This window comes from Mesorhizobium sp. CA7, from assembly GCF_020165015.1.
GTDB lineage: Bacteria > Pseudomonadota > Alphaproteobacteria > Rhizobiales > Rhizobiaceae > Mesorhizobium.
The window spans coordinates 125,110-150,943 of sequence record NZ_JAIUHH010000008.1; the positions used below are offsets into that span (position 1 = coordinate 125,110).

The 25,834-nt window shown below is 63.6% G+C and carries 27 protein-coding genes; 12 read left to right on the top strand and 15 right to left on the bottom strand.

What is annotated here, in order from left to right; translation table 11 throughout:
• Positions 1–13 precede the first annotated feature (13 nt).
• From LB552_RS16885 to LB552_RS16910, 6 genes are all read right to left on the bottom strand, one after another.
• The gene (locus tag LB552_RS16885) at positions 14–601 is read right to left on the bottom strand and encodes a hypothetical protein (RefSeq protein WP_411966191.1); all 588 of its coding nucleotides are present in this window, start codon (positions 599–601) and stop codon (positions 14–16) included.
• A 76-nt stretch (positions 602–677) separates the two neighbouring features.
• Positions 678–1,991, bottom strand: coding sequence for a serine hydroxymethyltransferase (gene glyA / locus LB552_RS16890; protein ID WP_224608453.1), 1,314 nt, complete (start codon positions 1,989–1,991; stop codon positions 678–680).
• Positions 1,992–2,352: 361 nt separating this feature from the next.
• Positions 2,353–3,606, bottom strand: a complete 1,254-nt coding sequence (locus tag LB552_RS16895) for a murein L,D-transpeptidase (RefSeq protein WP_224608456.1) — start codon at positions 3,604–3,606, stop codon at positions 2,353–2,355.
• 478 nt (positions 3,607–4,084) lie between these two features.
• Complete coding sequence (gene ldtR / locus LB552_RS16900) at positions 4,085–4,600, bottom strand: transcriptional regulator LdtR (protein WP_040983294.1); 516 nt, start codon at positions 4,598–4,600, stop codon at positions 4,085–4,087.
• Positions 4,601–4,901: 301 nt separating this feature from the next.
• The gene (locus tag LB552_RS16905) at positions 4,902–5,324 is read right to left on the bottom strand and encodes a DUF6163 family protein (protein ID WP_095767691.1); all 423 of its coding nucleotides are present in this window, start codon (positions 5,322–5,324) and stop codon (positions 4,902–4,904) included.
• Positions 5,321–6,364 (bottom strand): enoyl-CoA hydratase/isomerase family protein, encoded by a 1,044-nt coding sequence (locus LB552_RS16910; RefSeq protein WP_224608458.1) that lies wholly within the window; start codon positions 6,362–6,364, stop codon positions 5,321–5,323. Before LB552_RS16910 ends, LB552_RS16905 begins: the two co-directional genes overlap by 4 nt.
• Before the next feature lie 177 nt (positions 6,365–6,541).
• Between LB552_RS16910 and LB552_RS16915 the strand changes: the two genes are divergently transcribed.
• A complete protein-coding gene (locus LB552_RS16915; RefSeq protein WP_224608461.1) occupies positions 6,542–7,354 on the top strand; it encodes a DUF2066 domain-containing protein in 813 nt (270 codons plus the stop codon).
• Between the two features lie 218 nt (positions 7,355–7,572).
• Positions 7,573–8,604 (top strand): porphobilinogen synthase, encoded by a 1,032-nt coding sequence (hemB, locus tag LB552_RS16920; protein WP_224608465.1) that lies wholly within the window; start codon positions 7,573–7,575, stop codon positions 8,602–8,604.
• Here hemB and LB552_RS16925 read toward each other — a convergent pair.
• On the bottom strand, positions 8,561–9,196 hold the full coding sequence (locus LB552_RS16925) for a GNAT family N-acetyltransferase (protein WP_224530715.1): 636 nt from the start codon (positions 9,194–9,196) through the stop codon (positions 8,561–8,563). The two genes, hemB and LB552_RS16925, sit on opposite strands and share 44 nt — an antisense overlap.
• 185 nt (positions 9,197–9,381) lie before the next feature.
• Between LB552_RS16925 and LB552_RS16930 the strand changes: the two genes are divergently transcribed.
• Positions 9,382–10,026, top strand: coding sequence for a dihydrofolate reductase family protein (locus LB552_RS16930; RefSeq protein ID WP_224608469.1), 645 nt, complete (start codon positions 9,382–9,384; stop codon positions 10,024–10,026).
• Positions 10,027–10,205: 179 nt separating this feature from the next.
• Here LB552_RS16930 and ppk2 read toward each other — a convergent pair whose 3' ends face one another.
• Entirely contained in the window at positions 10,206–11,126 is a 921-nt protein-coding gene (gene ppk2, locus LB552_RS16935; RefSeq protein WP_224608472.1) for a polyphosphate kinase 2, read from the bottom strand.
• A gap of 250 nt (positions 11,127–11,376) precedes the next feature.
• On the opposite strand from ppk2, the gene LB552_RS16940 reads away from it, so the two are divergent.
• On the top strand, positions 11,377–12,420 hold the full coding sequence (locus tag LB552_RS16940) for an aldo/keto reductase (RefSeq protein WP_224608475.1): 1,044 nt from the start codon (positions 11,377–11,379) through the stop codon (positions 12,418–12,420).
• A 5-nt stretch (positions 12,421–12,425) separates the two neighbouring features.
• Here the strand turns inward: LB552_RS16940 and LB552_RS16945 are convergent, their stop codons facing one another.
• Together LB552_RS16945 and LB552_RS16950 are read right to left on the bottom strand one after the other, a co-directional pair.
• Complete coding sequence (locus LB552_RS16945; protein ID WP_224608479.1) at positions 12,426–13,397, bottom strand: glycosyl transferase family 90; 972 nt, start codon at positions 13,395–13,397, stop codon at positions 12,426–12,428.
• 99 nt (positions 13,398–13,496) lie between these two features.
• Positions 13,497–14,162 (bottom strand): GntR family transcriptional regulator, encoded by a 666-nt coding sequence (locus LB552_RS16950; RefSeq protein ID WP_224608480.1) that lies wholly within the window; start codon positions 14,160–14,162, stop codon positions 13,497–13,499.
• A 130-nt stretch (positions 14,163–14,292) separates the two neighbouring features.
• Between LB552_RS16950 and LB552_RS16955 the strand changes: the two genes are divergently transcribed.
• Both LB552_RS16955 and LB552_RS16960 read left to right on the top strand, forming a co-directional pair.
• A complete protein-coding gene (locus tag LB552_RS16955) occupies positions 14,293–15,540 on the top strand; it encodes an MFS transporter (protein ID WP_224608483.1) in 1,248 nt (415 codons plus the stop codon).
• Between the two features lie 38 nt (positions 15,541–15,578).
• Positions 15,579–15,953, top strand: a complete 375-nt coding sequence (locus LB552_RS16960; RefSeq protein WP_224608486.1) for a DUF423 domain-containing protein — start codon at positions 15,579–15,581, stop codon at positions 15,951–15,953.
• A gap of 19 nt (positions 15,954–15,972) precedes the next feature.
• Here the strand turns inward: LB552_RS16960 and LB552_RS29660 are convergent, their stop codons facing one another.
• Positions 15,973–16,104 (bottom strand): hypothetical protein, encoded by a 132-nt coding sequence (locus LB552_RS29660; RefSeq protein WP_263481655.1) that lies wholly within the window; start codon positions 16,102–16,104, stop codon positions 15,973–15,975.
• Positions 16,105–16,161: 57 nt separating this feature from the next.
• Complete coding sequence (locus LB552_RS16965; protein WP_224608489.1) at positions 16,162–16,305, bottom strand: hypothetical protein; 144 nt, start codon at positions 16,303–16,305, stop codon at positions 16,162–16,164.
• A 178-nt stretch (positions 16,306–16,483) separates the two neighbouring features.
• Here LB552_RS16965 and LB552_RS16970 point away from each other — a divergent pair, with 178 nt between their 5' ends.
• A complete protein-coding gene (locus LB552_RS16970) occupies positions 16,484–17,563 on the top strand; it encodes a LacI family DNA-binding transcriptional regulator (RefSeq protein ID WP_224608492.1) in 1,080 nt (359 codons plus the stop codon).
• Positions 17,564–17,612: 49 nt separating this feature from the next.
• Here the strand turns inward: LB552_RS16970 and LB552_RS16975 are convergent, their stop codons facing one another.
• The gene (locus LB552_RS16975; RefSeq protein ID WP_224608495.1) at positions 17,613–18,848 is read right to left on the bottom strand and encodes an OpgC family protein; all 1,236 of its coding nucleotides are present in this window, start codon (positions 18,846–18,848) and stop codon (positions 17,613–17,615) included.
• Between the two features lie 200 nt (positions 18,849–19,048).
• On the opposite strand from LB552_RS16975, the gene LB552_RS16980 reads away from it, so the two are divergent.
• The gene (locus LB552_RS16980) at positions 19,049–19,714 is read left to right on the top strand and encodes an alpha/beta hydrolase (protein WP_224608497.1); all 666 of its coding nucleotides are present in this window, start codon (positions 19,049–19,051) and stop codon (positions 19,712–19,714) included.
• A 116-nt stretch (positions 19,715–19,830) separates the two neighbouring features.
• Here the strand turns inward: LB552_RS16980 and sthA are convergent, their stop codons facing one another.
• Positions 19,831–21,219, bottom strand: coding sequence for a Si-specific NAD(P)(+) transhydrogenase (sthA, locus tag LB552_RS16985; RefSeq protein WP_224608500.1), 1,389 nt, complete (start codon positions 21,217–21,219; stop codon positions 19,831–19,833).
• A 179-nt stretch (positions 21,220–21,398) separates the two neighbouring features.
• Between sthA and LB552_RS16990 the strand changes: the two genes are divergently transcribed.
• The 4 genes from LB552_RS16990 to LB552_RS17005 all read left to right on the top strand — a co-directional run bounded on the left by LB552_RS16990 (position 21,399) and on the right by LB552_RS17005 (position 24,591).
• Positions 21,399–22,082 (top strand): methyltransferase family protein, encoded by a 684-nt coding sequence (locus tag LB552_RS16990; RefSeq protein WP_224608504.1) that lies wholly within the window; start codon positions 21,399–21,401, stop codon positions 22,080–22,082.
• A gap of 106 nt (positions 22,083–22,188) precedes the next feature.
• Positions 22,189–22,659: an RDD family protein gene (locus LB552_RS16995; RefSeq protein WP_073989170.1), complete on the top strand. Its 471-nt coding sequence runs from the start codon at positions 22,189–22,191 to the stop codon at positions 22,657–22,659.
• 147 nt (positions 22,660–22,806) lie between these two features.
• Positions 22,807–23,571 (top strand): arginyltransferase, encoded by a 765-nt coding sequence (locus LB552_RS17000; RefSeq protein WP_095767708.1) that lies wholly within the window; start codon positions 22,807–22,809, stop codon positions 23,569–23,571.
• A 123-nt stretch (positions 23,572–23,694) separates the two neighbouring features.
• Positions 23,695–24,591 (top strand): DMT family transporter, encoded by an 897-nt coding sequence (locus LB552_RS17005; protein ID WP_224608507.1) that lies wholly within the window; start codon positions 23,695–23,697, stop codon positions 24,589–24,591.
• On the opposite strand, the gene LB552_RS17010 is transcribed toward LB552_RS17005, so the two are convergent.
• Positions 24,579–25,829 (bottom strand): AI-2E family transporter, encoded by a 1,251-nt coding sequence (locus LB552_RS17010; protein WP_224608510.1) that lies wholly within the window; start codon positions 25,827–25,829, stop codon positions 24,579–24,581. The two genes, LB552_RS17005 and LB552_RS17010, sit on opposite strands and share 13 nt — an antisense overlap.
• Between the last annotated feature and the right edge of the window lie 5 nt (positions 25,830–25,834).

Consider the following 25,834-nt stretch of genomic DNA (forward strand, 5'->3'; position numbering starts at 1 on the left):
AAGGCCGGCAACGTCAGGGCGCGACGTCCGTGGTCGAAAACCCGCAGGACGTGCCGAGATTGCGATAAGCCTTGGTGAAGCCATCCATCGGAATGCTGGCGACGGCCTGTTTGCCGAAAGTCACATCGAGCGAGGTGACCTTGCGCATGGCGCGCAGCAAGGCCAGGCTGGTCTTGGCCTGGTTGTCGACCAACCAGCTCGGGCGGCCGCCGGCGGCGGCGTTGGAGGTGACCGTCGCGGCGACCTTCACGCCGGGGTCGCCGAAGGTCGCGGCGATCTTGTCGCCGGTCGGCAAGGTCTTGTTGTCGACGATGAACATGATGGCCGGATAGGCATCCGGCGGCAGCGCGTCGCCGGTCGAGATCGACAGCGTCAGGGAGCCTGCGTTACCGGCGCCGTCGAGGAAGGCCGTCGAGGCGGCGCAGGTCTTGTGCGCGTCCTGCCCGGTATCGAGCGTATCGATGATGGTGGTCCACCTGCCGAAAGTATTGGTGGCGGGCAGATCAGTATTCGGCTTGGTTTCGTCCTGAGCCATCGCGGCGGAGGCGGCGAAGGCGGCAAGCGGGCCAAGCAAAGCCGCGGCGAGACGGGAAGTACGCATCATCGGATCTCCAGTAAGCCGCGCCGCCCAGAGGAGCGGCGCAAGCGCAGGATAAAAGATGACGCGCGGCGCCCGGTCAACCGAGATAGGGATAGAGCGGGAAGCGGTCGGTCAGCGCCGTGACCTTGGCCTTCACAGCGGCCTCGACCGCCGCGTTGCCTTCATCGGAATTCGCCGCCTTCAGCCCGTCCAGCACCTCGGCGATCAGCTTGCCGATCTCGCGGAACTCGGCCTGGCCGAAGCCGCGCGTGGTGCCGGCCGGCGTGCCGAGGCGCACGCCAGAGGTGACGAACGGCTTTTCCGGATCGAATGGGATGCCGTTCTTGTTGCAGGTGATGTTGGCGCGGCCAAGGGCTGCCTCCGCGCGCTTGCCGGTGGCGTTCTTCGGACGAAGGTCGACCAGCATCAGGTGATTGTCGGTGCCGCCCGAGACGATGTCGAGGCCAGTCTCCTGCAAGCTGGAGGCCAGCGCCTTGGCGTTCGCGACGATGCTTTCGGCATAGGCCTTGAAGCTCGGCTTCAGCGCTTCGCCGAGCGCCACCGCCTTGGCGGCGATGACATGCATCAGCGGCCCGCCCTGCAGGCCCGGGAACACCGCCGAGTTCATCTTCTTGGCGATTTCCTCGTCATTGCACAGGATCATGCCGCCGCGCGGGCCGCGCAGCGACTTGTGGGTCGTCGTGGTCACGACATGGGCGTGGGGCAGCGGCGACGGATGCATGCCGCCGGCGACGAGACCGGCGATATGCGCCATGTCGACCATGAGATAGGCGCCGATCGAATCGGCGATCTCGCGGAAACGCTTCCAGTTCCAGATGCGCGAATAGGCGGTGCCGCCGGCGAGGATCAGCTTCGGCTTCGTCTCATGCGCGGTCTTCTCGATCGCGTCCATGTCGAGCAGGTGATCGTCCTTGCGCACGCCGTAGGAGACGACCTTGAACCACTTGCCGCTCATGTTGACCGGCGAGCCGTGAGTGAGATGGCCGCCCGAATTCAGGTCGAGACCCATGAAAGTGTCGCCGGGCTGCAGCAGCGCCAGGAACACTGCCTGGTTCATCTGGCTGCCCGAATTCGGCTGGACATTGGCGAAGTTGCAGCCGAACAGCTTCTTCGCGCGCTCGATGGCCAGTTCCTCGGCCACGTCGACGAACTGGCAGCCGCCATAGTAGCGCTTGCCTGGATAGCCCTCGGCATATTTGTTGGTCATGATCGAGCCTTGCGCCTCGAGCACGGCGCGCGACACGATGTTTTCGGAAGCGATCAGCTCGATCTCATGGCGCTGGCGGCCGAGCTCATTGCGGATGGAGCCGAAGATTTCCGGATCGGCATCGGCAAGCGTGGTCTCGAAGAAGGATTCGAATTTGGTGGAGGCTGCCGCGGCATTTGACATGGCTTGCTTTCCCTTGGGGCCGGAGGTCTGCGAGGTCGCCGCGCATTAACACAGTTGTTTTCGGCCCGCCACGTTTGGGGCGCGAAATTTGCTGGCCGGTTTGCGCCAAGACAAGCGCACCCGGTTCTAATCCCGCGGTTCGCCGCCCTTGAGGTCGTTTCGGAGAAGGTGATCTCGGTGAACAGCTTGCACGCCGTGTGGTCGTTGATGCCACCAGGACGAAGCATGGCCTGCAGTTCGGCGCGCTCAGCCTCGATGCCCGCCAGTCTGAAGCCGAGTTCGATCCCTGATCAAACCCTGCGGCTGGCCTGAACAAAAAAGACCGCTACGAGAGCGGCCTTTTTCTTCTTAGATCGAATGCTTAAAGCGCGGAGCTGATCTGCAGCTCGCTGGCGCCGTCGAGGCCGTAGATGTCGTCGCGGAATTGCACGACGCCCGGGGCGGTCGACCACGCCGACAGATAGAGGAAGTGAACCGGCACCGGGTTGACCACATTTATCGGGGTGTTCTCGCCGGTCTTGATCGCTGCCTCGAAATGCTGGCGGTCCCAGCCGGGCGTGTCGCGCAGGATCCAGGTGACGAGGTCGCGCACGTTCTGGACACGCACACAGCCGGAGGAATCGAAGCGCATCAGCTTGCCGAACAGGCTCTGCTGCGGCGTGTCGTGCATGTAGACGCCGTCCGGGCTCGGGAAGTTGATCTTGACCGAGGCCATGGCGTTGCCGGCGCCGGGATCCTGGCGGAAACGGTATTTCGCGGCGTCGTCCGTCGACCAGTCGATGGTCATCGGATCGACCTCGCTGCCATCCGGCGCGAACAGGCGGATGTGGCTGTCCTTGAGGTAGTTCGGGTCCTTCCGCATCAGCGGAATGATGTCCTTGCGCACGATCGAGACCGGCGCATTCCAGTATGGGTTGACGATGATCTCGTTGATCTTCGAGTTCACGATCGGCGTCTGGCGGTCGATCTTGCCGACGATCGCGGTGTGGCGCAGCACGACGCGGTCGTTCTCGACCGCTTCGACCTGGGCGCCCGGAATGTCGACCAGCACGTAACGGTCGCCCAGCGTGCCGGCCTTTTCCTTCAGGCGCTGCAGGTTGGTCTGCAACTGGCCGAGCCGGATCTGCGCCGAGACATTCATTGCCGTATAAGTGTATTTGCCCATGGCACCGTCGGCCGGCAGGCCATGACGGAGCTGGAAGCGCTTTACCGCCGAGTCGACATAGGAATCGAAGGCCGTCGAAATGCCGGCGCTCTGCGGCAGGTCGCCCGAGACCATCAGGCGCTTGCGCAACGGCACGACATCCGGATCGTCGTCGCCAAGCTGCAATTTCTTGGTGGCCGGAACCTGCTCCCAGCCGCCCTGGGAGACGATGTTCTGGTACTGCGCCACCGCCTGCTCGGTGAAGGCCACCGTCTGCAGGCTGAAGATCGGCAGCGTCGAAGCGACCTTGTTGGTGTCGGTGCCGCGGGCGTCGAACTGGTCGTCCCAGTTGCCGCGGGTCGAGGATTTCAGGATGTCCCCGATCACGTCCTGGGCGCTCGCTTGGCCGGCGACCATTGCGGCGGCAAGCGCGGAGGCTCCGGTGAGGAAGAAACGGCGGCTGGTTCTCATGGCAGACATTCTTGGCTATTCGCTCTCGCTCAATCGCTTGCCGGGCGGCTTGTCCGCACTCTAGGGGTGGCAAACTTAACAATTCGCCAACCATGACCCGCATCGGTCGGCCGCCAGAAACGCGCTGCCGCAACGCAGGTTCCAAGGAGCGCAAGGTACAGGCCCGCAGCGTCACTCACAAACCGCATTGACCGCGATTATGGCGGCAACGTGGCCTTGGCCCGCGATTTGCATGCGGCGGCAAGGTGAAAGGAAGGGCGGCGATGCTTTTTTGCATCGCGCGAGCTGGCGCGTCCTTGCGAAGTAAGCACCCTGCCCTTCAGGCGCGGAGCTTCAATGCGCAGAGCGACGGTCAAACTCCCGCAGATGCCCGCCTTCGCCAAAAGGATAGGACCGGTGCGCTTCAAGCACCGATCCCCTACTCTTCTCCCGGTCGCGCTTCTTCGGCGCGGCTTTCCCGTCCCCAATTGCGAAGCGCTCACATCCGGTAAGCGATCGTATCGTTCCAGAAGCGGTCGAGCCGCTGCAGCGCGCGGTTCATCTGCTTGAACTCGTCGGTGTTGATGCCGCCGACCGCCTCGATCGAGCCGACATGGCGCTCGTAGAGGCCGGCGACGACGTCGGCCACCTCGTTGCCTTTCGGCGTCAGCGAGACGCGGACCGAACGGCGGTCGATGCGCGAGCGCTGGTGGTTGATGAAGCCGAGGTCGACCAGCTTCTTCAGATTGTAGGAGACGTTGGAGCCGAGATAGTAGCCACGCGAGCGCAGCTCGCCGGCGGTCAGCTCCGAATTGCCGATGTTGAAGAGCAGCAGCGCCTGGATGGCGTTGATGTCGGAGCGGCCGTTGCGGTCGAACTCGTCCTTGATCACGTCAAGCAGGCGGCGGTGCAGACGCTCCACCAGCTGCAGCGATTCCATGTAAAGCGAGCGGATAGCCTCGCGGCGATCGTCGGATACGTTTGCGGTCTTCGCCGCCGGACGCGAATTGATCATTGTCTTTGCCTCTCGTTTGTCGCCTTGGTGATTTTTTGTTTTTCACCTTGATCGCGACACTATCGAATACTCATAAAATTCGACTTAAACGCCAGGGCTAACAAGAGCTTACCGGTAAGAGGTTTCGGAAGACGCTTAACGATCGGTCACCCGAGCAAGAACAATTAACCTAAAGATTTAGCCAATTGATTTTCCAGTGAAACGGGGCCGCGAAATCGGCCCCGAAGGCCGGCCCTCGGCCGGCTTTATGGGTGGAGCATGATATCGTCCGAAAACCGCTTCACACTTTTCGGCATCATGCTCATTGGCGGAGCCGGCGCTTCTGCAGCCAGATGGTGACGCGAAAGACGATGTAGAGCAAGGCCACGCAGGCGTGCGATACGACAATCAGCAGCCGGTGGCCGAAGAGATCGGGGAAACCGGCATACATCACCGTCTCGGTCGCGGCGCAGATGAACCAGATCACCGGCCCCCACGATGCCAGCATCCAGAGGCCGGCGGCGGCGAAGGGAAAGAACACCGCGAGCATAGCCGCCGCCACCTGCCAGTGCACCGGCATCAGGTCGAAGCGCCACATCTCGCCCGGATAAATGCCGATGAGGCGGATCCAATAGAGGATGCCGAACAACAGGCAGTAGCCGGCGATGACGCGCTGGAACCAGGCGAAGATGACCTCGGTGGTCGAGGGCTGCAGCACCACGCGCCTGGAGGTGACCTCGCTCACAGGACAAGCTCCTTGTCCCCGAGCGGCGCGAAATAGGCGTCGATGTCGGCCGTCCGGACCTCATCCAGGCGTGCGGGCCGCCACTCGGGCTTCGAGCCTTTTTCGATGATGGCGGCGCGGATGCCTTCATAGAAATCATGGCCGGCAAGCATGCGGTTGAGGATGCGGAACTCCATCTTCATGCATTCGTCCATCGACAGTGTCGAGCCGGCGCTGATCTCGCGCCAGGCGACGTTTAGGCTGGTCGGCGAACGGGTCTTGATCATGGCAAGCGTCCTGGCGGCGAAAGCATCGCCGGCGGCGGCCTCCTCGAGGCTGGCGATGATATCGGCAAGCGAGCTTTGCGAAAAATGGCGTGCGATCGAATCCAGGTCCTGCTGCTCCGTCTCGCGTTTTGCCGGGACGGAGAAATTGCGCAGCTCGGCATCCGGATCGTCGCTGGTCGCCAGCTCGTCGAGCAAGCCCACCTGGTCCTGCGCCTTGATGGTGTGTGTGGCCAACCCCGACCACAGCGCATCGCCGTAGCGGATGCGATTTCCGGTCAGCCCGAGATACATGCCGAAGGAGCCGCCGAGATCCGGCAGCAAATGGCTGGCGCCGACATCCGGGAAAAAGCCGATGCCGACCTCCGGCATGGCGAACTGCGCGTTTTCGGTCAGCACGCGATGCGAGCCATGGAAGGAAATGCCGACGCCGCCGCCCATGACGATGCCGTCGATCAAAGCGATATAAGGTTTTTTGAAGCGCGCGATGCGGGCGTTGAGCCGGTACTCGTCGGCGAAGAAATCGACCGGAGGTTCGCCGGCGCGGCCGGCCTCGTAAATATGCAGGATGTCGCCGCCGGCGGAAAACGCCCTGCCCTTGGCCTTGACGACGACGACATCGACGCCCGTGTCCTGCTCCCAGGCGTCGAGCGCCCTGCCGAGCGCCTTGACCATGTTGTGCGTGACGGCGTTGAGAGCCTTGGGGCGGGTCAAAGTGACCACACCCGCTCTGCCCAGCCGCTCGAAGCGGATCTCGTCGCCTCCGCCAAAATCCATCACCAGAGAATCCCTCTCTCCGCCCGCCGGGGGAGAGAAGTGCTAAAGGCGGCATGGAGACGCGTCAATGGCGGCGGTTACTGGGGGGCGCTCCTTGCGCTGGCGGGCGGCAGCGCCAGATGTTAGGTAACCGGCAAAGCACTGTGCCCGCGCCCGACAGGTTTCGAGCAGATCGACATGCCTGGAATTTCCCGCTTCGCGGTTGGATTGGTCGGTCTCCTATGTCTGGGACTGCCCGTCCGCGCCGCGACAATCGCCGAGCTCTACCAGGCGCAGGCGATCGTCACCGGCACCGGCGAGGCAAATCGCGAGATCGGCTTCAAGGATTGCCTCGACAAGGTGCTGGTCAAGGTCTCGGGCGACCAGCGCCTGACGCAGAAGACGGAGATGCTGGCTCTGCGCGACAAGGCGGCCGACTTCGTGCAGTCCTTCCGCTATCACGACCGCCTCGAAGGCATCCCGATCCATGACGAGCAAGGCACGCATGACAGGCCGCATGATCTCACCTGCCTCTACAAGCCAGCTGTCATCGACAAGCTGCTGGCGCAGCTCGGCAGCAGGGCCTGGCTCGGCGAGCGGCCGCCTATCGCCGTCTTCATGACCGCCGAGCAGGGCTCGCGGCATTTCGTGCTGACGGCGGATGAGGACCTGGGCAAGACCATGAGGGAATCCTTCGCCAACGCCACAAGTCCACTGCTGATGCGCATTGTCTTTCCAAAGGCCAGCCAGCTTGGCGGCCTGGACGAAAGGGCGCTCGCGGCCGCCGATATGGCAAAGCTCGACAAGCTCGCGAAGAAAGCGGGAGCGGCCCGGGCGCTCGCCGGCAGCATCGTGTGGAGCGACAAGGAGCTTGGCTGGATCGCCGACTGGCGGCTGGCCGATCGCGGCAGGACCTATCGCTGGCAGGCGCGCGGCGTCAGCTTCGACGAGGCGTTCCGTGTGGCGATCAGGGGCGCGGCGCAGATCTTGTCGGGGCACGGGCAGCCGTGAGGGTTCCTCGCCCCACGCAGTGGGGAGAGGTGGCTCGGCGAAGCCGAGACGGAGAGGGGAGCGCCCTACGAAGGCCCCCTCTCCGTCCGCTTCGCGGCCACCTCTCCCCCGCCTTTGGCAGGGGCGAGGAACTCGCGCTTCGACGCTGGCACAATCGCGTCGCATTGGTCAGCAGCGGAGACGCGTGGTAAAAGCCGGCGCAAAAGAGAGTTTCGGCGATGAACAAATTCACTCCCGCAAAGCCCGCCGGCGCGCGCAGCGTCGATGAGATCACCGGCAGCCGGCGGCTGCGGCGCATGCGCAAGGCCGACTGGTCGCGACGGCTGGTGCAGGAGAACCAGCTTTCGGTGGACGACCTGATCTGGCCGATCTTCGTCATCGACGGCAAGAACACGCGCGAGCCGATCGCCGCGATGCCGGACGTCTATCGCCTGTCCCTCGACCTCGCGGTGAAGGAAGCCGAGCGCGCGGCCAAGCTGGGCATCCCGGCCATCGCCACCTTCCCCAATGTCGAGCTTGCGCTGCGCGACCAGACCGGATCGCACATCCTCGACCCCGACAATGTCATCAACCGCGCCACGCGCGCCATCAAGGACGCGGTGCCGGAGATCGGCATCATCACCGATGCGGCGCTCGACCCGTTCACCAGCCACGGCCATGACGGCATCCTGCGCGACGGCATCATCGTCAATGACGAGACGGTGGAGCAGGTCGCCGCGGCTGCCGTCATTCAGGCCGCCTCGGGCGCCGATATCATCGCTCCGTCCGACATGATGGACGGCCGCGTCGGCGCCATCCGCGACGCGCTCGACGCCAACGGCTTCCAGGACGTGGCGATCATGTCCTATGCGACGAAGTTCGCCTCGGCCTTCTACGGACCCTATCGCGAGGCGGTCGGCACGGCCGGCCTGCTCAAGGGCGACAAGAAGACCTACTATATCGACCACGCCAATTCCGACGAGGCCGTGCGCGAGGCCGAGCAGGACCTCGCCGAGGGCGCCGACATGCTGATGGTCAAGCCCGGCCTGCCCTATCTCGACATCATCCGCCGGCTGAAGGACGAGCTGCGGATGCCGACCTTCGCCTATCAAGTGTCGGGCGAATATTCGATGATCAAGGCAGCGGCCGCCAATGGCTGGATCGACGGCGAAAAGGCGATGCTGGAATCGCTGCTTGCGCTGAAGCGGGCGGGCTGTGACGGCGTGCTCACCTATTTCGCGCCGGTGGTGGCGGAGATGCTGAGGGGCTAGCCTCGAACGCCCGCTCGGTTTTCGTGCGGGTAAGCCGCATGATTGGCCGTTCCCTCGTTGGAGACGGCACGCGGACGAAACCCATGCGCTCGAAGGTCGAGACATAGCCGCTGCTTGACGCACTGGGCGACAGCTCCGCGTCTATCGGATAGGCCTCCACGGCTGGCGCGCCGCTCTTGAACGCAAGCGCCACCGCGCCTTCGATCAATGCGGTGGCGATCCCTCGCCTGCGATAGCCGATGCGAATATAGAGACAAGACAGCGACCATACCGGCACATCGTCGCCAGCCCTCAGCCGCCAGACCCTGCCCAGATGCGGCAAGGCACTGCGCGGCGTTATCTGACACCAGCCGACGGCCTTTTCCCTTTCGAATGCAAGCAAACCTGGCGGCGGTCCTCTTTCCACCACCGTCTTGAACGCCGACCGGTTGCGATCAGCCGGTTGCTTGCGGTAGCCGGCGCCGATGCGCCAGTACATGCACCAGCATCCCGCCGCCGCGCCCTTTTCGCCGAACAGGTCCTCGAGCGCGGGCCACAACTGCGGTGTGAGCACCCGTATGGCAAACTTCTGATCCTGGGGTCGAGCGGTCATCGCGCAGGCATAACGTTACCCTGACCGGAGAAACGCTGTCACAGATCGCCTCGAGGAACAACCGGGTCGGCAGGATGGCCCATCTGAAAGTCGTCAGCCTGCTGGAATAAAACTGCTTGCAATACGCAATCAGTTAAGCTATCCCAAAGACTGATTTCGAATTACAACTGGTTTAGGAGGCAGCCATGTCCAAGTTGCGTGTCAACGCTTTCACCTTGTCGCTCGACGGTTACGGCGCCGGTCCCGACCAAAGCCTCGACACGCCGCTGGGCGTCGGTGGCGAAAATCTGCACAAATGGATGATCAAGACCCGCTCTTTCCACCAGATGATCGGCAAAGATAGCGGGACCACGGATACCGACAACGATTTTGCGGTCCGCAGCTTCGAGAATGTCGGCGCGTGGATCCTCGGCCGCAACATGTTCGCGCCGAGCCGCGGCGAATGGCCGGACGACAAATGGAAAGGCTGGTGGGGCGACAACCCGCCCTATCATGTACCGACTTTCGTGCTGACGCACTACAAACGCGCACCGATCGAGATGGAAGGTGGCACGACTTTTTACTTCGTTACTGACGGCATCCATTCGGCGCTCGAACAGGCAAAGGCAGCGGCCGGCGGCAAGGATGTGCGGGTCGGCGGCGGCGTCTCGACCGTTCGGCAGTATCTGCAGGAGAGCTTGATCGACGAGATGCATCTGGCCATCTCGCCTGTCCTGCTCGGCTCGGGCGAGCATCTGTTCGCCGGGCTCGATATGCTGAAGCTGGGGTATCAGTGCATGGAACAGGTTGCCACGGCGGATGCCACGCATGTGATGATCGGGCGGGCGTAGGCCAGGCTTCTCCTTCTCCCCTTGTGGGAGAAGGTGGCCTCGCGAAGCGAGGTCGGATGAGGGGTGCTCCAGCTTGGCAACGAACTGGAAATCGTCACCGCCTCATTCCAACACCCCTCATCCGTCTCGGCGCTGCGCGCCGATCCACCTTCTCCCACAAGGGGAGAAGGAAAGACTCTTCAATACTTCTCCGGCACGTAGAGTTCGCGCGGCAGGACCTGGCGCTCATATTCTGGATTGAAGACGCGCTCCGGCAGCGTGATTTCCTCGTGCGGAACCTCCTCATAAGGCATCTGCTGCAACAGATGGTCGATGCAGTTCAGCCGTGCCCGCTTCTTGTCGTTGCCCTCGACGATGAACCAGGGCGCTTCCGGAATGTTGGTGCGGGCGAAGGTCTCTTCCTTGGCCTTGGTGTATTGCTCCCAGCGCACACGCGACTGCAGGTCCATGGGCGAGAGCTTCCACTGCTTCATCGGATCGTGGATACGCATCAGGAAGCGCATCTGCTGCTCCTCGTCGGTGATCGAGAACCAGTATTTCACCAGGGTGATGCCGGAACGGACCAGCATGCGCTCGAATTCGGGCACGTCGCGGAAGAACTCCTCGACTTGGTCCCCATTGGCAAAGCCCATCACCCGCTCGACGCCGGAGCGGTTGTACCAGGAGCGGTCGAACAGCACGATCTCGCCGCCCGCGGGCAGATGCGGCACGTAGCGCTGGAAATACCATTGCGACTTCTCGCGCTCGGTCGGCGCCGGCAATGCCACGACACGGGCGATGCGCGGATTGAGCCGCTGCGTGATGCGCTTGATGACGCCGCCCTTGCCGGCGGAATCGCGGCCTTCGAAAACCACTACCAGTTTCTTCTTGTGGTAGGCGACCCAGGACTGCAGCTTGATCAGCTCCGACTGCAGCCTGAGCAGCTCGCGAAAATAGGTCATGCGCTCGATGGAGGGCGGATGCGACTTCTTGTAGATCTTGGCGATCTCGAGCGAGAGCGCCGGCTCGGACAGCTCCAGCTCATAGTCCTCGTCGAGCGTATCCTCGAGCTCGGCCTCCAGCCAGTCCTTGGCCCCGGAATTCGGTATCAGTTCATTCATCGCGCTGCTCCGTCTGCCTGTCAGCCATCACCGCTTCGGAAGCCCCGGCCGGACGCTCCGTAAGCCGACTGAGATACAGAGGCGCAATGACGGTTTTATTGCAATCGCCCGGCAGCTGCATCGATATGGAAGATATGTGATCGACCCCGTATCGATAGCGGGCGACAAGCGGCGGGAATTGTCCTACAAATCCCTCGCTCTTTCCGGCGCTCGCCACGGCGCTTCTTCAAAACAAATTGCGAGGACCGACATGGAATACCGCACGCTCGGCCGATCCGGCTTGAAAGTCTCGACATTGACGCTTGGCACCATGACCTTCGGCGGCACCGGTCCGTTCGCCGCCGTCGGCAATTCGGATCTTTCGGAAGCCAAACGCATCATCGACACCTGCATCGATGCCGGCATCAACCTCATCGACACCGCAAACGTCTATTCCAGCGGGTTGTCGGAAGAGATCATCGGCGAGGCGCTTGGCGGCAAGCGCAAGAACGATGTGCTGATCGCCTCGAAGGCGCGCATGCGTATCGGCACCGGCCCCAATGACGAAGGCCTGTCGCGCCATCATCTGATCCGCGAGTGCGAAAAGAGCCTGAAGCGGCTCAGGACCGACGTCATCGACGTCTATTTCGTCCACCAATGGGATGGGCTCACCCCGGTCGAGGAGACGGTCGCGGCGCTCGACACCTTGGTCAATCAGGGCAAGATCCGCTATATCGGCTGCTCCAACTGGTCGGGCTGGCAGGTAATGAAGGCCCTTGCCGTCAGCGACAGCCGCCATCAGGCCCGTTTCATCACTCAGCAGATCCACTACACGCTGGAAGCGCGGGAGGCCGAATACGAATTGCTGCCGATCTCGGTCGACCAGGGCCTCGGCGTGCTCGTCTGGAGCCCGCTTGCCGGCGGACTGCTCTCCGGCAAATACCATCGCGACAGCCCGACCGCGCGCCAGATCGGCGGCTGGACGGAACCGCCGATCCGCGATGAGGATCGCCTGTGGCGCATTGTTGACGTGCTCAACTTCATCGGCAAGGCACGCGGCGTGTCGGGCGCGCAGGTGGCGCTTGCCTGGCTGCTCGGCCGGCCGGCCGTAAGCTCGCTGGTGATCGGCGCGCGCAACGAGGCGCAGCTCAAGGACAACCTCGCCGCGGCAAGCCTGTCGCTCACCGAGGACGAACGGCAGCGTCTCGACGTCGTCAGCCGGCCGCCGGTGCTTTATCCCTATTGGCACCAGCAGTTCACGGCCAGGGATCGTTTCGGGCCGGCCGACGAGGTGCTCGACCGCTCTCACGCTTAAAACGCTCAGCCGGCGATAAAGCGCCAGACTTCCGCGTCGGGCTTTACCTGTCCGCTCAGCACGAAATATTTATAAAGGACGAGCAGCGAGATCGCCTGCTCGTCCTGCTCATTGCCGAATCTGCGGCAATAGGCATTGGCGGCGGCTGTTATCCGCCCAGCCTCGTCGGGATGTTTTTCGAAATAGGCCACCTTGTCGAGCAGGTCGGAGAAATCCGGCTGCAGCGGCACGTAATGGACGTTGGGCTCGACCTGGGCTTCGGCGAACCAGGTTTCGTAGGTCGGTTCCGGCATGAGGCAGAGTGAATTGGAGCTCATGATCCATTTCAGGTTCGTCGCGACATCATTGCCTTCGAGCGAGACGATGTAGCGATACTGCCGCTGCTGCTCGATGTTCAGGAACGGCTTGCGGTATCCGTCCGGCGCATCGGCCCTGTGGGAACCCGCATCGCAAATCGGCAGGTCGGCGGCTTTTTCGACGAAGCGGGTGCGAATCGGATTGTTGAGATGACCGCGCCAGACCACCATCGGACGCTTGGCGGCGAAAGACAGTTTGTCGGGGGGCATGTAGAAGTGACGGAACTTGTTCAGCTTCATCAGCACGCCGTTCGCATTGTCGCCGCCGATGGGCCGGTCCTTGACGATCCTCGGGAACTCCGGAACCCCAACAACGTCGCCGAATTCGAAATCGATCAGCAGGCCGGGATCGAAATAGCGCGCGAATTCCTTGAGGTCGTAATAATACATGCTGGAAGAGGACGGCAGCTTGCCGACGGCCATGGCGTCCGGACTGGGCACGAACGGGTGTTCCAGCTTGTTGTAGTAGTTCAGCCGCTCGCGAACCGTCTTGCCCGAAAGCATGGCCTGTTCAAGCCGGCTGGCGAGGCGGTCGCGAAACAGGGACTGCGGTGCGCGGTCGCGCGCGAAATTGCGCGCGTAATAGAACAGCTTTGCGGCGGTTCGAGAGAGTGTGGCCATACGTCCGCGAGTTCAGCAAGTTCCCCTCGTCTCCTACAGCATTCTCCCGGCCATGTTGCAAGCCCGCTAATGCAACCGGCGTTGTGTTGACGCTTTCCCTCAAGCCGCGACCACGGCAAACCCGCGTGCGCGCAAACCGCGCCGGTCGTCATGCAATGAGGTGACCAGCCGATCTCGGCTGCCGGCGATGTGAGCGGAAAGCAGCCGCGCCGCTTCATCGGCATCGGCGCTCCTGACGGCGGCGAGGATGGCATGATGTTCGGCCCAGGCACGGCCGAGCGCCTTCTCATCGCGCACCTCCAGCCAGCGCGCACGCGACAGCCTGGTCATCGCGTCGCGCACGGCCCGGAGCAGAAACTCGTTGCCGGAAAGCCTTGCCAGCTCGATGTGGAAATCCATGCCGACGCGATGCCACTCCTCGCGCGGCGTCCCGGCATCGCAGGAATCGAGCATCGCCGCGATCATGTCGATGTCGCTACGGTCTTCGAGCGCCGCCGTGAGGCGAACTGCCGCGACTTCGACCGCCTCGCGGTAGACGGCGATCTGCCCGAGTTCGGCAAGGTTGATCGGCGCCACCGTCCAGCCGCGGCCGTCGCGGCCGATCAGCCCTTCCGTCTCCAGGCGCAGCAATGCGGCTCGCACCGGCGTGCGCGACGCGCCGAAGCGGCTCTCGATCCAGCGCTCGGTCAGCCGCTCGCCCGGGCCGATCTCCAGCCCAAGGATCATCTCGCGAAGCTGTCTTTCGACATTTTGCATCTGCGACATTTGTCGTCCCGTTTTCCAAGCCGCGCTGACAGCGCCCGCATTGACAGCGGCCGGTGTCAGGTCCATGACGGATACCAGCTTGGTATCCCAAATTGGTATCCGCAACAACCCCAGCATTGGTACGCATGACATGACGCCCAAGGAACCCGAACAGAGCGGCTTCAACATCCATTGGCGACGCAATCTCGCCGTCTGCTTCGCCGGCTCGTTCAGCACGCTTGTCGCCATGACGCTGCTTCTTCCGTTCCTGCCGCTTTACGTCGAGCAGCTCGGCGCCGAGGGCCACGCGGCGATCGTGCAGTGGTCGGGCATCGCCTATGGCGCGACCTTCTTCGCGGCCGCGCTGGTCGCGCCTTTGTGGGGACGGCTGGGCGATCGCTACGGCCGCAAGCTGATGCTGGTACGCGCTTCGTTCGGCATGGCGATCTGCATGTCGCTGACCGGCATGGTTGAAAGCGTCTGGCAGCTGGTGCTGCTTCGATTGCTGATCGGTTTTGCCGGCGGTTATTCATCGGGTTCGACGATCCTGGTGGCGATGCAGACGCCCAAGGAGCGCTCCGGCTGGGCGCTGGGCGTGCTGGCGGCGGGCATCACGGCGGGCTCGCTGGTCGGACCGCTGCTGGGCGGCCTGCTGCCGCCGCTGATCGGCATCCGCGCGACCTTCCTGCTGTCCGGCGCCGTCATTTTCCTGGCCTTCCTGGCGACGACTTTCCTGATCAAGGAGAACCCACCGGCGCCCAAGCCCGCCTCGACGACGAAGCCGAAAAGCGGCTGGTCGCAGATCCTGGACAAGCGGCCGATCGTCGCCATGCTGGCCACCGGCATGCTGCTCGCCTTCGCCACCATGTCGATCGAGCCGATCATCACCGTCTATGTGCAGCAACTCATTGAGGACCAGAGCAAGGTGACCATGGTCGCAGGCGTCGTCATGTCCGCGGCGGCGCTGGGTACCATCCTGTCCTCGTCCTGGCTGGGGAAACTCGCCGACCGCGTCGGTCACTGGAACGTCGTGGTCGGTGCCCTTGCCGTCTCGGCATTGCTGCTCATTCCGCAAGCCTACGTCACCAATGGCTGGCAATTGATCGGCCTGCGCTTCCTGATGGGCCTGGCGCTGGGCGGACTGTTGCCCTGCATCACCAGCGTGATCCGCCACAACATCCCTGACGGGATCGGCGGCAATGTGCTTGGCCTGGCAATCTCGGCGCAATATGTCGGCCAGGTCGCGGGGCCGCTGTCCGGCGGCTTCGTCGGCGGGCATTTCGGCATGCGCTCGGTGTTTCTGGGCACGGCGGCGCTGATGGCGCTGGGTGCTGCCTACAACTGGATTGTCCAGTCGCGCCGGGCGCGGCATATGCTGGTTGAGGCCGGCGAATCCTAACCGGCGCCTCCACCTCAACCGCTACATGGAGATCCAGGATGAGCCTTACCGGGCAAGTATCAAACGGCGGGAGCCGGATCCTCGTGCTGGCAGCCGGCCTCGTCGGCGCGGCCGGCGTGGCGCTGTCGGCGGCGGCCGCGCATCGCGGCGCCGCCTTCACCGGCACGGCGGCCAATTTCCTGCTGATGCATGCGCCGGCGTTCCTTGCCATCGGCCTTGCCGGCGGCAATCGCTGCCTCAAGATAGCCAGCCTCGTCCTGCTCGCGGGCCTGCTTCTGTTCTGCGGCGATCTTCTCGCCCGCGACTTTCTTGGCTCGCGGCTGTTCCCGATGTCGGCGCCGATCGGCGGTACACTTTTGATCGCCGGCTGGGTGGCGATCGCCGTCTCGGCGCTGTGGCGTCCTCGACCGTAGGTATTTCCGGCGAGCGTTTTTAACTCGCGCGCCGCTTGCGCTTGCGCGAAGGCAGGTCGTTGGCGCGGCGCCGCTCGGGCTGCTCGGTTCTACGCGTGATCCCCCAATAGTTGCGGTAGATATCCTGAAACAGATGACCAATCGGATGCATGACTGCTTCTCCTCAAGTTGAATCGATCCAATTGGTGGACCGAAAAATGGCCGCGGTTCAGCCGCGCTTGCGCTCCACGAGGAAGCGCGGTTCGCGGCGCCAGGGACCCGCTCTGCCGCGCCGCTTCTGGCTAATGGCGGCCGAGGCGATGCCCCAGTCGTTGCCGTAAATGTCCTCGAACAAGTAACTCACCGGATGCATGGCACCCTCCTGTTGAAACCGCTCCGTCAAAAAAAAGCGGATGACTTGGATCGATTCAAATCATAGGCCTCAATCACGCGATGTCAAGCGGAATTTGAATCGATCCAACAAAAATGTTAGATGACCAGCGACAATTCAGCGGTCATGTTCTTCCCGTGACCGGATTCGGAGGAACGACATGGCATCACTCCTCGAAGGCCAGGCAAGACCGATCAGGCTGGCCGACATCGCCAAGGCCGCCGGCGTCTCGCATGGCACGGCCTCGAATGTTTTCAGCCGCCCCGAGATCGTGCGCACCGAGGTGCGCGAGCGGGTCAAGGCGGTGGCGGAGCAGATGGGTTATGCCGGTCCAGACCCGAAAGGCCGCTTGCTGCGCGCCGGCAAGGTCAACGCCATCGGCGTCGCCACGACCGAGCCGCTCTCCTACTTCTTCGACGATCCGTTCGCCCGCGTGATGATGGCCGGCATTTCTGAAGCCTGCGACGCCACCGGCGCGGGCATCGCGCTGGTCTCGGCCGCCAATCAGGAAAAGCTCGCCTGGAACATTCAGAGCGCGCTTGTCGACGGCTTTGTGCTGTTCTGCATCGAAGGCGGCTCGCGGCTTGTCGACCTGACGCGCGAGCGCAGGTTGCCCTTCGTCGCGCTTGAGCTCGGCTTCCAGGACGAGACCGTATCGGCCATCGGCGTCGACAATGTCGCCGGCGCCAGGCTCGCCGCGCGCCATCTCGCCGAGCTTGGCCATCGCCGTTTCGCCGTCCTGTCGCTGGGCTTTGCCGACAATCGCACCGGCTTCGTAACGCCGGAGGTGGTGCGCAGCGCGGTCTACACCGGAACGCGCGATCGCCTTGCGGGCTATTTCGAGGAGCTGTCCCGCTTCGGCATCGATACGGCGAAGATCCCGGTCTATGAGACCGAGAACGAGGAAAAAAGCACCAGGGCCGGCCTCGAGGCGATCTTCGCCAGCGGCGAACCGCCGACCGCCATCCTGGCGATGTCGGACCGCATGGCCCTGATCGCCATCGACTGGCTAAGAGCAAGGGGGCTCGACGTTCCCGGCGATGTCTCCATTGTCGGCTTTGACGGTGTGCCGGACGGCGCGCTGTCCACACCGCCGCTGACCACCATCGCCCAGCCGATCACCGAGATCGGCCGCCGCGCCGCGCGCATGATTCTCGACCATGATGGCGCGGTGCGGCGCGAAACGATGGGCGTCGAGTTCGTCGTCAGAGGTTCGACCGGGCCGGCACCGAAAGCCTGAGCGGGCTGAGGCAATTCGGATAGATCGTAGGCATTTCTTTGCCCTGCGGTCAGTAGCCGCCCGCCCGCGCCGGCAGCGGCTGCACGCCGAATGTCGCACGCGCAGGCTCCTCGCGCACCGGCTTGGCGCGGGATGGGCCGAGGCTGGCAAGCCATTCGAGGTAGAGCGCAAGCGCGAGCTGCATAGCGATGCCTGCCGCGATCAGCAGCGTGTCGTAGGCCGGGCCGCCCGGGTTGATCAGCTTCAGCACCTGCGCCGCCATGGCGAGCAGCGTGCCGGCGATGAACACCGGCAGCGAGCGCTTGCCCAGGATCGCGAGCGGATTGTCGGGCCGGACGCGGAAGAGGTTGGAGACCGCCGGCAGCGCGACGATCAGGTAGCTGACCGCAAGAATGTGCAAGAGCCGCGGCAGCGACAGGAAGGTCTTGTCGAAGCCGCCGATCACCACCGGCAGGTTGAACCAGGTGATCTGACCCCAGAGCGGAGTGTGCACCCAGATCGCCGCGCCGCCCACATAGATGCCGGCGGCGCCAAGCAGCCACGGATTGACCGGGATGCGCCCGCCGCGCTTCACATGCAGCATGGCGGCAAGGCCTATGTTGAACAGGAACTGCCAGGACAGCGGATTGAGGAACCAGAGGCCGGGCTCCGGATAGTTCGGCGGCGCGATCTGCCAGATGCCGGCGACGAGCCACAGCAGGCCGGACGCGATCAGCGCCGGCACGGGCCGATAGCTGACGAACAGCACGAAAGCAGGCGCCGCCAGAAGCAGCGCCGCATAGACCGGCAAGATGTTGTTGTAGCCGAGCTGGTGGCCGAGCGTGACGATGCCGAGCAGGGCCTGCGGCGTGTTGCGCATCAAGGGTTCTATGTTGATCATCGCCAGCATTTCCGGCCGGTGCGCGAACAGCGCGGCGGCGCTAAACAGCGCGATCACCACCATCGTGATGACGATGTGGGAGATGTAGAGCACCCCGGCGCGCCGCCACATCTTCAAGGTCGCGAGCAACCGGCCGCCCGGCTTGAACTTCGTGCCATAAGCCAGCGCCACCGAGATGCCGGAAATCAGCACGAAGGCTTCCGCCGCGTCGGAAAAGCCGAAATTTTTGTAGGTCCAGTTCTCGAAAACGGTGCCAGGCACATGGTCGACGAAAATGGTGAGCAGCGCGAGCGCGCGCAGCACGTCGATACGCGTGTCACGATCGATACGTGTGTCACGATCGTTGATGCGCGTATCGCGCTCTCCGACACGCTTATCGCGGTCGTTGGGAACAGGGGTGGTCATCGACAAAAGGCCTCAAAGCTGGTTGTTCATAGCCAGCAAATGCGACCCCCGGGGCGCACCGCTTCGATTCCTCCCACGGGGGAGTGTATCGGCGGAAAAACGGCCCGAATTGCGCCTGGTTCAATCAACTTTCGCGGAGCGCGAAAATATTCCGTTTTGAAGCCGGCAAATCAATAAATCTCTTATGGAATCAAATGGATATGAGCGCTTCCGAATATAGCGATAAAAACAGTATCCTGCGCCGGGACCTCGCCTTTCCTTACCGTCTGCTGAGGCCGGCGAACGCAAGCGGCGAGTGCCTGTTCGTGCTGCACGGGTCAGGTGTCGACGAGACGACCATGCTGCCGCTGGCAAGGCAGATCGCGCCGCGTTCGGTGATCGTCGCGGCGCGCGGCCGCATTCCACAGGAGGACGGATTTCGCTGGTTCGAGCGAATCACGCCGACCAGTTTCGAGCAGGTCTCCATTCATGCCGAGACGGCCGCCTATGCCCAGTTCGTGACGGACGTCGCGGAGGTGCAGCGGCTCGACCTGCAACGCGCGACCTTCCTTGGCTATTCGAACGGCGCCAATGTCGTCTCCAGCCTGATGCTGCTCCATCCCGGCATTGTCAGACAGGCGGCGCTGTTGAGGGCGATGCCGGTGCTCGACATCTCGCCGACGGCCGACCTCGGCGGCAGCCGCGTGTTGATCATTGCCGGTGCCGCCGACCAGACCTATGGCCCGTTCGCCCCTGCCCTGGTGACGCTGTTCAGCGAACGCCAAGCCGAGGTTGACGCGCGCATTGTTGCCTCGGGCCACGAGTTTGGCGATGCGGACGCCGCGATCCTGCGGCAGTGGCTGGCAGCGCCTGTCGCGGTCGCCTGACTGGGCCAGGCGGGCCCGGTGCGGCCATCAACGATCGAGACCATCCCGGCATGTTATAGGAACATCGTCCAGACACGCGTCGAGGGGGCTACTCGACCGGCCTCGCCCGATCCCCCTCACCCATGTCCCATCCGGTTCCAGGCGTCCAGGCCGGCGATCTTGTAGGCCTCGGCCAGCGTCGGGTAGTTGAAGGTGTTGTTGACGAAGAAGTCGACCGTGCCGCCGAGATTGATCACCGCCTGGCCGATATGGATGAGCTCGGTGGCGCCCTCGCCGACGATATGGGCGCCGAGCAGGCGGCGCGTCTCGACCGAGAACAACAGCTTCAGGAAACCGCTGCTGACGCCCATGATGTGGCCGCGCGAGGTCTCGCGGAAGCGCGCCAAGCCGACCTCGTAGGCTGCGCCGCTGTCGCGCACCTGCTCTTCCGACAGGCCGACCGTCGAAATCTCGGGCACGGCGTAGATGCCATAGGGAAAGCTCTCCGGCGGCGGCGGCAGGTGAACCCCGAAGGCGTGGCAAGCCGCCACCCGGCCCTGCTCCATCGACGTCGAAGCCAGGCTCGGGAAGCCGATAACGTCGCCGGACGCGTAGATGTTCGGCACGCTGGTCTGGAAAGTCTGCGGATCGACCTTGATGCGGCCGCGGGCGTCGGCCTCGATGCCGACCGTGTCGAGGCCGAGGCTGGCGACGTTGCCGGTGCGGCCGGCGGCGTAGAGCACCATCTCGGAGCGGATGGTGCGGCCGTCGGCCAGCGTCACCTCGGCATGGTCGGGCTTCGAGGCGATCTCCTTCACCGTGCTGCCGAGGCGGATGGTCATGCCGCGGTCGCGCATCTGGTGGATGAAGTCGTCGACGATCTCGCGATCGATGAAGTCGAGGATGGTGTTGCGCGGCTCGACCAGTGTCACCGGCACGTCGAGGGCGGAAAAGATGGTAGCGTATTCGACGCCGATGACGCCGGCGCCGATCACCGTCAGCGTGCGCGGCAGATGATGGAGCTCCAGCATCTCGTCGCTATCGACGACGCGCTTCTTGTCGAAGGGCACGTCGGCCGGGCGGTGCGGCCTGGTGCCGACGGCGATCAGCGCGTTGGCGAATCCGACTTCGCTATAGTCGCCATTGTCGGCGGTCAGGCTGACCTTGTTCGGCGTAAGGAACTTCACCGCGGCGCGCGCGCTCTTCACCGTGTTGCGCATGAATTGGTGCTGCAGCACCTCGACCTCATGGTCGAGCGTCTTGTGCAGCCGGTCGACCAGGTCCGAGATCGAAATGTCCTGCTTGACCCGGTAGCCGCGTCCGTAAAAGCCGCGTTCGCGCCAGCCCGAGAGGTTGAGCACCGTCTCGCGCAGCGTCTTCGACGGGATGGTGCCGGTATGCACCGAGACGCCGCCAAGGCGCCGGCCCCTGTCGACCACCAGCACCGACTTGCCGAGCTTGGCCGATTGCACCGCGGCGCGGCGCCCCGAAGGGCCGCTGCCGATGACCAGCATGTCGTAGTCCATGTCCCGTCCCCTTTGTGCGCCGCAGCAAGCTAGACCGGGAAGAATGTTATGTTCAACAGGCAACACCATTCCCTCGGCAGGCGAATCCGCCGACGCAACCAAAAGCATGCGAAACCTTAACCGGACGGCAAGGCTTGCGTGCAATGGTCCATGTTGAGGGGACCATCGGGGTAACAGAGTTGGCGATTTCCAAAAGCGATGCGCTGCCTGGCGCAGAGACCGGTTTCTGGTCCGGCCTTCAGAGCAGCGCGGTTCTCACCGACCTGCGCGAGGGCATGTTCCGTTTCATCGCGCTGGTGGTCGCCGCGGTCTTCGTCTATCGCGGTGCGCGTCACCTCGTCATCGATCCGGGCCGGCTGAATATCCTGCTGCTCATGATCTCCGACGTTCTGACCTTTACCTGGCTGCTGCTGGCGCGCCGGCCTATTGTCCGCGACTGGAGCCCTTTCACGGTATTCATCTCGGTGACGGCCGCTTTCGGTTCGGGTTTCGTATCGTTCCAGGATGGAATCGCCGTCATCCCGCTCTATATCGCGGCGCCGCTGCAATTCCTGGCGCTGTGGCTGGTGATCTGGGGTAAGATGTCGCTTGGCCGCTCCTTCGCCATCCTGCCGGCCAACCGCGGCGTCGTCACCGGCGGCGCCTATCGGTTCGTGCGGCACCCAATCTATGCCGGCTATCTGGCAGGGCACATCCTGTTCCTGCTGTCGAGCTTCTCGCTCTACAATTTCGCCGTCTACGCGATCATTACCCTGTTCCAGGTCCATCGCATCCTGCGCGAGGAGCGCATCCTGGCGCTGACAGAGGAGTATCGCGACTATCTCGGGCGGGTTCGCTACAGGCTCTGTCCCGGCATCTTCTGACGTCGCGCCCGGCGGTGGCGGGCACGTTCCTTGAATTCCAGGCCGCCCTCACCATTTGAAAAGGCGGCAGGCATTCCCACGGGGGTGCTGCGATCGAGGAACGGATATGAACGCACGCGTATTGGACGGCGAGATCATTACGACGAGGTTTGAGGACACCCGCGCATATCGTGGGGTGCGGACAAGGCGCATTTTCGCCTTCCTGCTCGACTATTTCTTCGTCGCGCTGCTGACCATTCCCTTCGCCATCCTGGTCGCCATTCTCGGCCTGTTGACCTTTGGCCTCGGCTGGGCGCTGTTTTCCGTGCTGGTGCCGATGGTCGCCATCCTCTACATCTGGAACACGCTGGGCAGCCGCGACCAGGCGACGACTGGCATGAAGATCATGGGCATCCGCCTGGAGAAGCTCGACGGCAGCCGCATCGACGGCATGACGGCTGTGGTTCACTCGGTGCTGTTCTGGGCCGGCAACGTCATCCTGACGCCGCTAGTGCTCCTGGTCACACTGTTCTCCGACCGCAAGCGCACGCTGCACGACCTGCTGCTCGGCACCGTCGTAACCCGCACCGATATCTGACGGATTCACGGCCGCGCGCATCAAGCCGCCGCGTCGCCCGTGCTTAAATATGAACAGGCCAAGGCCATCGCGGCAGCATAATCCTGTTGAATTTTTCGGCGACCGGGCCAAAGGTAGGGCGATTCGCAGGAGCGTTTCCAAGATTAGATGACGCAGCATCCGACCCAGTCGCCGCAGTTCTTCCTGACCGCGCCGTCGCCGTGCCCTTACCTGGAGGGACAGTTCGAGCGCAAGGTGTTCACGCACCTTGTCGGCGACAAGGCGCCGGAGATGAATGACCTGCTGACGCAAGGCGGCTTCCGGCGCTCGCAGAACATCGCCTACCGTCCGGCCTGTGAATCGTGCCGCGCCTGTGTGTCGGTCCGCATCCTGGCACAGGAATTCAGTCCCAGCCGCAACATGCGCCGCGTCATCCAGCACAATGCCGACCTTGTCGGCGCCATGCATGACGCGCAGCCTTCGACCGAGCAATACTCGCTCTTCCGCAGCTATCTCGACGCCCGGCATCGCCGCGGCGGTATGTCGGACATGACCGTGCTCGACTATGCGATGATGGTGGAAGACACCCATGTCGACACTAAGATCATTGAATACCGGCGTCGCGGCCCCGACACGTTCATCACCGGCAAGGGCCATGGCGAGCTGATAGCCGTCGCGCTCACCGACAAGATGGCCGATGGCCTGTCGATGGTCTATTCCTATTTCAATCCCGACTTCGAGGACCGCTCGCTCGGCACCTTCATGATCCTCGATCACATCGCCCGCGCCAAGGCGATGGGACTGCCCCACGTCTATCTCGGCTACTGGGTCAACGGCTCGCGCAAGATGAATTATAAGATGCGCTTCATGCCGCAGGAGCATCTCGGCCCGAAAGGCTGGGAGCGCTATGACCACGAAGCGGTCAGTCGCTGAACGCCCCACGCTTCGCCCTTAAATGTTTCAAGGAGGAGGACGCCGGTCTTTCGGCCCTCAGGCTGGAACGAACGCGGCGTGCCGCTGTGCGCCTCCTCAAGACTTGCTTTGCGAGATGCCCAAGTGTCCACCCATACCGACCACCAGAAAGGTCTCCTGATCACCGCCATAGGCGGCCTCACACTGACCGCCGACATACCGCTGATCCGGCTCGCCGACGGCACACCCTGGACGATCATGATGTTGCGCACCGCCACCACCTTGCTGGCCGGACTGGTGGTATGGGCCGTCTGGCGGTCGTTCGACCGGACCGCACCCCGGCTCATCCCAGGCTGGTCGGGACTTGCCGTGGCCTTTTGCTACGGCATGACTGGGATATGCTTCGTCACGGCGGTCTATCACACCTCGACGGCCGACCTTGTCTTCATCCTGGCCTTCAACACCGTGTTCGCGGCGCTGCTGTCATGGCTCTTCCTCAAAGAAAGACCGCAGCCTGCAACCGTCATCGCCATGCTGGCGATGATCTTCGGCGTGCTGATCATCGTCGGCGGCTCCGTCGGCACCGGGCATCTGTTCGGCGATTTCATGGCGCTGTGCTCGACCTTCTTCGTCGCCCTCGCCATCACCATTTCGCGCGCCAGCGGCGAGGACATGGGCTTCACCGCGCTGGTCGGCGTCATCCTGCCGCTGGCACTCGCCGTCTTCATGGTTTCAGGCGAAGGCGTTCACGTGAACGCGCCGTGGTGGATCGTCTTCAACGGCGCCGTGATCATGCCGATCTCGTTCTTCTGCCTTGCCAACGGACCGAAATACATTTCAGGCCCGGAAGTGGCGATGTTCTATCTGCTGGAGACGGTGCTGGCGCCGGTCTGGGTCTGGCTGATCTTCGCCGAGGAGCCGACGCGCAACAGCCTGATCGGCGGCTCGATCCTGATCGTGACGCTGGTCGCGCATTCGCTGTGGCAATTGCATGAGGGCCGCAAGCGCCGTGCTGCGCTAGCCGTGGTTCACCCGGCCTGAACTTTCCTCGGCTCGGCCGCCGCTTCGATCTGCGGCGGCGCGGCGGCCTCGTCGGCGACAGGCGGAAGCTCGTCCATGATCTCGACCTCGCGTAGCCATTCGCGCCAGATGGCGACGAGCAGCGCCATCAACACCGGGCCGATGAACAGGCCAAGAAAACCCATCGTCTTGACGCCGCCGATCAAGCCGAAAAAGGTCGGCAGGAAGGGGAGTTTGATCGGGCCGCCGACCAGCTTGGGCCGCAGCGTCTTGTCGACGATGAAGAGCTCGACCGCGCCCCAGATGAACAGGGCCGCGCCGGCGAAAAGCTTGCCGCTGGCGGCGAGGTAGATCGACACCAGGGTGAAGGAGAGCGGCGCGCCGCCCGGGATCAGCGCCATGATGCCGGTAAGCGCGCCGAGCGTCACCGGGGATGGCACGCCGGCCAGCCAATAGGCGATGCCGAGCACAAGGCCCTCGCCGATGGCGATGATGGTCATGCCCGTCACGGTCGAGGAAATGGTTGCCGGCACGACGCGCGAGATACGTTCCCAGCGCGTCGGCAGGATGCGTTCGCCGAGGCGATCGACCTGGGCCGCGAAAGACTCGCCGTCGCGATAGGCGAAGAACAGCGCGATCATCATGAACAGAAGCGTCAGAATCAGGCTGAAGGCGCTGCCACCGGCGGCCAAGGCGCCGCGATAGATGCTGCCGATGTTGGAGCCGCTGATCAGCTGGATCAACTCGCCGATGCCGCCTGGGTGGCCGAGATAGGCCGTCCACTGCTCGTTCAGCCACTGGCCGACGACCGGTATGGCGGCGATCCAACCCGGTGTCGCCGCGCCGTGGCGATTGGTCTCGATCGCCCAGGTGACCCACTCGCGCAGCTCGTTGATGGCATAGGTGCCGGCAAGCGCGATCGGCACCACCAGGAAGGTGAGGATGAAAAGGATCGCCAAGGTCGCGCCGACCGTGCGGTTGCCGCCGACACCAACGAGCAGCCGGCGGTACAGCGGCCAGCTGGCAAAGGCGATGACGAGCGCCGCCAGCACCGGGAACAGGAAGCCGTGGAAGAAATAGACGCCGGCAGCGACGATCAGCACCAGGAGCCAGCGCGCCGCCGACAGCGGTGGGATGACGGCCGCCCTCAGCGGCGTCGACAGGCCGAACAGGCGCTGCCCCGGCTTCTGGATCTCGGCGCGCTTCAACCCGGCGTTGCTCCCTGCCTGATGGTTCGATGGATGCTTATGCACCATCATAGTGC

Coding starts and splice junctions, on each gene's coding strand:
- LB552_RS16885 (WP_411966191.1), bottom strand. CDS start 601: ATGCGTACTTCCCGTCTCGCCGCGGCTTTGCTTGGCCCGCTTGCCGCC.
- glyA (WP_224608453.1), bottom strand. CDS start 1,991: ATGTCAAATGCCGCGGCAGCCTCCACCAAATTCGAATCCTTCTTCGAG.
- LB552_RS16895 (WP_224608456.1), bottom strand. CDS start 3,606: ATGAGAACCAGCCGCCGTTTCTTCCTCACCGGAGCCTCCGCGCTTGCC.
- ldtR (WP_040983294.1), bottom strand. CDS start 4,600: ATGATCAATTCGCGTCCGGCGGCGAAGACCGCAAACGTATCCGACGAT.
- LB552_RS16910 (WP_224608458.1), bottom strand. CDS start 6,364: ATGGATTTTGGCGGAGGCGACGAGATCCGCTTCGAGCGGCTGGGCAGA.
- LB552_RS16915 (WP_224608461.1), top strand. CDS start 6,542: ATGCCTGGAATTTCCCGCTTCGCGGTTGGATTGGTCGGTCTCCTATGT.
- hemB (WP_224608465.1), top strand. CDS start 7,573: ATGAACAAATTCACTCCCGCAAAGCCCGCCGGCGCGCGCAGCGTCGAT.
- LB552_RS16925 (WP_224530715.1), bottom strand. CDS start 9,196: ATGACCGCTCGACCCCAGGATCAGAAGTTTGCCATACGGGTGCTCACA.
- LB552_RS16930 (WP_224608469.1), top strand. CDS start 9,382: ATGTCCAAGTTGCGTGTCAACGCTTTCACCTTGTCGCTCGACGGTTAC.
- ppk2 (WP_224608472.1), bottom strand. CDS start 11,126: ATGAATGAACTGATACCGAATTCCGGGGCCAAGGACTGGCTGGAGGCC.
- LB552_RS16940 (WP_224608475.1), top strand. CDS start 11,377: ATGGAATACCGCACGCTCGGCCGATCCGGCTTGAAAGTCTCGACATTG.
- LB552_RS16945 (WP_224608479.1), bottom strand. CDS start 13,397: ATGGCCACACTCTCTCGAACCGCCGCAAAGCTGTTCTATTACGCGCGC.
- LB552_RS16950 (WP_224608480.1), bottom strand. CDS start 14,162: ATGTCGCAGATGCAAAATGTCGAAAGACAGCTTCGCGAGATGATCCTT.
- LB552_RS16955 (WP_224608483.1), top strand. CDS start 14,293: ATGACGCCCAAGGAACCCGAACAGAGCGGCTTCAACATCCATTGGCGA.
- LB552_RS16960 (WP_224608486.1), top strand. CDS start 15,579: ATGAGCCTTACCGGGCAAGTATCAAACGGCGGGAGCCGGATCCTCGTG.
- LB552_RS29660 (WP_263481655.1), bottom strand. CDS start 16,104: ATGCATCCGATTGGTCATCTGTTTCAGGATATCTACCGCAACTATTGG.
- LB552_RS16965 (WP_224608489.1), bottom strand. CDS start 16,305: ATGCATCCGGTGAGTTACTTGTTCGAGGACATTTACGGCAACGACTGG.
- LB552_RS16970 (WP_224608492.1), top strand. CDS start 16,484: ATGGCATCACTCCTCGAAGGCCAGGCAAGACCGATCAGGCTGGCCGAC.
- LB552_RS16975 (WP_224608495.1), bottom strand. CDS start 18,848: ATGACCACCCCTGTTCCCAACGACCGCGATAAGCGTGTCGGAGAGCGC.
- LB552_RS16980 (WP_224608497.1), top strand. CDS start 19,049: ATGAGCGCTTCCGAATATAGCGATAAAAACAGTATCCTGCGCCGGGAC.
- sthA (WP_224608500.1), bottom strand. CDS start 21,219: ATGGACTACGACATGCTGGTCATCGGCAGCGGCCCTTCGGGGCGCCGC.
- LB552_RS16995 (WP_073989170.1), top strand. CDS start 22,189: ATGAACGCACGCGTATTGGACGGCGAGATCATTACGACGAGGTTTGAG.
- LB552_RS17000 (WP_095767708.1), top strand. CDS start 22,807: ATGACGCAGCATCCGACCCAGTCGCCGCAGTTCTTCCTGACCGCGCCG.
- LB552_RS17010 (WP_224608510.1), bottom strand. CDS start 25,829: ATGATGGTGCATAAGCATCCATCGAACCATCAGGCAGGGAGCAACGCC.